Consider the following 1,747-nt stretch of genomic DNA (forward strand, 5'->3'; position numbering starts at 1 on the left):
AGGCCGAGGCGCTGCTCGACCGCCTCGTCCGCGAGAACCGCTTTACCATCGCGGTCGTCTTCCCGCTCGTCGGCGCTATCGCGCTCGTCGCCAGCGCCGAGGGGGTGGTACCGGAGCCGTTCGCCTTCCACCCGTGGTTCGTGCTGTTCGGCGTGATCGTGATGCGGTCGCCGCTCGTCGTCGGGGTGCTGCCGACCGTCGACCGCCGCGCAGTCGGCTGGATCGGCGTCCTGACCGCGTACACGTACCTCATCGAGTCGGTCGGCGTCGCGACCGGCTGGCCGTACGGGGAGTTCGCGTACACGGTCGATCTCGGCCCGATGCTCGCGGGCGTGCCGGTCGCGCTCCCCGTCTTCTTCATCCCGCTCGTGATGAACGCCTACCTGCTGTGCCTGCTGCTGCTCGGGCCGCGCGCCGACAGCGTGTGGGTCCGGTTAGCGACGGTGATCCCGGTCGTGGTCGCGATGGACGTGGTGTTAGACCCCGGGGCGGTGTCGCTCGGCTTCTGGGACTTCGGCGGCGGCGCGTTCTACGGGGTCCCGCCCTCGAACTACGCCGGCTGGGTCCTCTCCGCCGTCGTCGCGGTCGTCACGCTCGACCGAGCGTTCTCGGCGGCGGGGATCCGCGAGCGGCTCCGCGACTGCGAGTTCATGCTCGACGACATGGTGAGCTTCGTGATCCTCTGGGGGGGAATCAACCTCTGGTTCGGGAACCTCCTGCCCGCGGCGGTCGCGGCCGCGTTCGGCGTCGGGTTGGTCCGCGCCGACCGGTTCGACGCGCGACTGTTCACCGAGTGGCGGCGATAGGGACGGGTCGCGCTACTCGGCTGCCCTTATATACCGGGGGCTCGTCTTTCCGGTCGTGACTGACGGCGGCAATCGCACGGGACGGCGGAACCGGGAGGACGGACGGCGATGAGTGGTCTCGCCATCGAGTACGGCGACCACGAGCGCGTGTGCGAGGTCGTCGACCGGTTGACCTACTGCGCCGAGGGCGTCAGCGTCTCCTTCGACGGGTACGACGAGGCGCACGTGAAGGGACCGGGGCTGTACTTCGCCGTCATCGGCGACAGCGACTACGGCGCGTACGCGGACCCGATGGGGGAGAACCGCTGGCCGCGCGACGACTGCTCGTCCGTCTTCGACGAGGACGCGTTCGCGGCCGCCGCGGAGTCGGTGAGCGTCGCGCAGGACGGCGGCGTCGTCGTCGCGGTCGACGGCGAGATCGAGTCCCAGATGGTCCGGTTCCGCGACCTGGGCACCCGCGACGCGGAGACCGATCTCGTCGACGACGTGAGCTACGAGCCGTGGATGGGGTCGCGCCACATGAGCGCGATCGAGACCTCGGTCCGCCCGGAGGTCGTCGCGACGGTGACGCTGAGCGAGGAGACCGGCCGCGTCAGCGTCTTCCGCGACGGCGAGGCGGACAGCACGGGGCGCGAGGAGATAGGCGGCCGCTGGCGCGTCGAGTAACGCTCTCGGTGGTCCGCGGCGCGTCGCGTAGCGCTCCCGACGTTCGGAATCGAGGCCCCACGGTTAAGCCGCGGCCGGGCGAACGACGACGTATGTACGACGACATCTTGGTGCCGACCGACGGGAGCGAGGCGGTCGACCGCGCGCTCGACCACGCGATCCGGCTGGCGACGGACCACGACGCGACTGTCCACGCGCTGTACGTCGTCGACCAGCGGATCGCGGCCGCCAACTCCGGTGACCTCCACGACGAGGTCGTCGCGGACCTCGAAGCG

At 70.5% G+C, this 1,747-nt stretch carries 3 protein-coding genes; all 3 read left to right on the top strand.

What is annotated here, in order from left to right:
- The coding region (gene cruF, locus BN903_RS02800) for a bisanhydrobacterioruberin hydratase (protein ID WP_079890554.1) at positions 1-806 on the top strand (806 nt) is incomplete at its 5' end.
- A 108-nt stretch (positions 807-914) separates the two neighbouring features.
- Entirely contained in the window at positions 915-1,472 is a 558-nt protein-coding gene (locus BN903_RS02805) for a diadenylate cyclase (RefSeq protein WP_048076282.1), read from the top strand.
- 92 nt (positions 1,473-1,564) lie between these two features.
- A partial coding sequence (locus tag BN903_RS02810; protein ID WP_048076283.1) for a universal stress protein occupies positions 1,565-1,747 on the top strand: 183 nt, incomplete at its 3' end.

Source organism: Halorubrum sp. AJ67, assembly GCF_000513435.1.